Origin of the sequence: Streptomyces sp. NPDC006265, assembly GCF_040613555.1 — a bacterium.
Taxonomy (GTDB): Bacteria; Actinomycetota; Actinomycetes; order Streptomycetales; family Streptomycetaceae; genus Streptomyces.
This window is the reverse complement of sequence record NZ_JBEXSH010001155.1, coordinates 1-2,278: the sequence shown is the minus strand read 5'-3', so window position 1 is coordinate 2,278 and position 2,278 is coordinate 1. Positions and strand designations below refer to the sequence as shown.

The 2,278-nt window shown below is 73.6% G+C and carries 1 protein-coding gene; it reads left to right on the top strand.

Annotated elements, in window-relative coordinates; genetic code table 11:
- Nucleotides 1-91 precede the first annotated feature (91 nt).
- Nucleotides 92-2,278, top strand: a 2,187-nt coding sequence (locus ABZ281_RS46465) for an ATP-binding protein (RefSeq protein ID WP_356664550.1), incomplete at its 3' end; no start/stop codon positions are given.

Below are 2,278 nucleotides of genomic sequence, written 5' to 3'. Positions count from 1 at the left end.
GGGCTTCGGTCCTGACAGCACCTACAACCAGGAGCGTTAGTGTGAGCCCGATGAGCCAGGCGGCACAGTCCGGGACGGCCTCGACTGGGTGATGACGCGCCTCGCGGTGATGAAGGCGCCCGTCGTCCTGCTGCTGGACGACCTGCACTGGGCGGACGTGGAGTCACTGAGCTGGCTTGCCTCGTTCGCGCCCCGGGCGGTGGACCTGTCGATGCTGGTCGTCGTCGCCTTCCGGCCCGAACTGCCCCTTGAGGGGGCGGCCTTCAGCGCGCCCTCCGCGGATCTGGGGAACCGTCCGTTCACCCTGGCGCCGCTCAGTGCCACGGCCGTGGCCCGGATCATCAGGGACGAGGTCGGCGAGGAGGCCGAGGACGGGTTCTGCGAGGAGTGCTGGGAGGTCACCGGAGGAAGCCCGTTCGAGGTCGTGGAACTCTCCATCAGGCTCGGCGAGCGCAACCTCAGGGGCACCGGTGACGATCTGCCCGCGATGCGCGACCTGGCGGCCGCGGTGAAGGGGCCCGGGCTGATCGAGCGGCTGCAGGGCTTCGGCACCACCACCGTCCGCTTCGCCTACGCGGCGGCGATCCTCGGGCAGGCCATCTCTTTGGAACTGGCCGCCCGGATCGCGGCGATCGGCAGCACGGCGGCGGCCGAGGCGACGGAGAAGCTGCGCGCCGCCCGCATCCTGGCCGACGGCGAGGGCCCCGGGGAGAGCCTGGAGTTCGTCCACCCGCTGATCGCCACCACGATCTACCGGTCCATCGGGCCGAGCCTGCGGGAGGGCATGCACAACTCGGCCGCGGAGGCCGTCCGCGCGGCCGGGCTCGGCCACGCCGCCGCGGCCCGGCACCTGCTGGAGGTGCCCTGCGAGGGCAGCTCCGAGGCCGTGGACTGTCTGCGGGAGGCCGCCCGCGAGGCCCTGCACTCGGGTGCCCCGGAAGCGGCCCGACGGCTGTTGAACCGGGCGCTGCAGGAGCCGCCGCCGCCGGAGGAGCGCGCCGCGCTGCTGCACGAACTCGCCTGCGCGACCTTCCTCATCAAGCCCACGGCCACCGTGGCGCATCTGCGGGAGGCGCTCGCGGAACCGGGCATCGACCCCGAGCTGCGCGCCTCGATGGTGTACCGGCTGACCCAGGCGCTGGCCCACACCGACCGGATGGCGGAGGCCGCGACGGTGGCCGCCGAGGAGGCGCAGCGGGCCGCCGTCCATCCCCGGATCCGGCTGCGGATGCAGGGCGACCACTTCGTGTGGAGCGCGTTCCGCACCGACGAGGCGGACTCGTCCGGCCGTTCGCGGGCGCTGGCCCGGCTCGCCGACCGGCTGTCCTGCCGCGGCCTGGAGGAGCGTTACATCCTCGGGTCGCGCGCCTGGGACGCCATGATGTGCGGCGAGCCCCGGCAGAAGGCGCTCGCGTACGCCGAGGAGGCCCTGCGCGGTGGGCTGAGCTGGACTCATGAGAACCGGGGCTTCGAGGTGCCCGTCTCGGTCGCGCTGGTGTTCATGTACTGCGACCAGCCGCGACGGGCGGAGGAACTGTTCGCGAAGGGCATGGCCGAGTGCGAGTCGAAGGGCTGGCGCGGCTCCCATCTGGCCCTGGGCCAGACGCTCTCCGGATACATCCGGTACCGCCGCGGCTGCCTGGCCGAGGCCGAGAACCTGGTGCGGGAGGGCCTGGGCATCGCCGACCGGGTGGAAGGCGCGGTGCCCGCCCAGTGGTTCGCCATCGGCATCCTGATCCAGACCCTGCTGGCCCGGGGCCGTGTCGTGGCGGCACGCCGGCTCGCCGACAAGTACCAGTACGGCGACATCATCCCGAACGCCGTCATCTACCCCGATCCGCGCACCGTCCACGCCGAGCTCCTTCTGGCGGAGGGCCGGCCCGAGGAGGCCGCGCCCCTGCTGTTCCGCGTCGGCGAGTGGCTGGAGAGCCGGGACTGGCGCAACCCCGCGTGGTGCCCCTGGCAGCTGGGGCTGGCCTCGGCTCTGTCCCGCAGTGCTCCCGACCGGGCGGTGCGCCATGCGCAGGCCGCCGTGAAGCGCGCCCGGGACTTCGGCGCGGCGTCCGCGATCGGCCAGGCCCTGCACACCCAGGCGGAGGTGACGGGCGGTGAGGCGGGGCTCGATCTGCACGCGCAGGCCGTCGACCACCTCCAGCGGTCGCCCGCCGCGTACGAACTGGCCCGTGCCCTGGTCGGTCACGGCGCCGCGCTGGCCCGCGTCGGCCGGCTGCACGACGCCGCCGACCGGCTCTACCAGGGTCTGGAAGGCGCCGTGCAT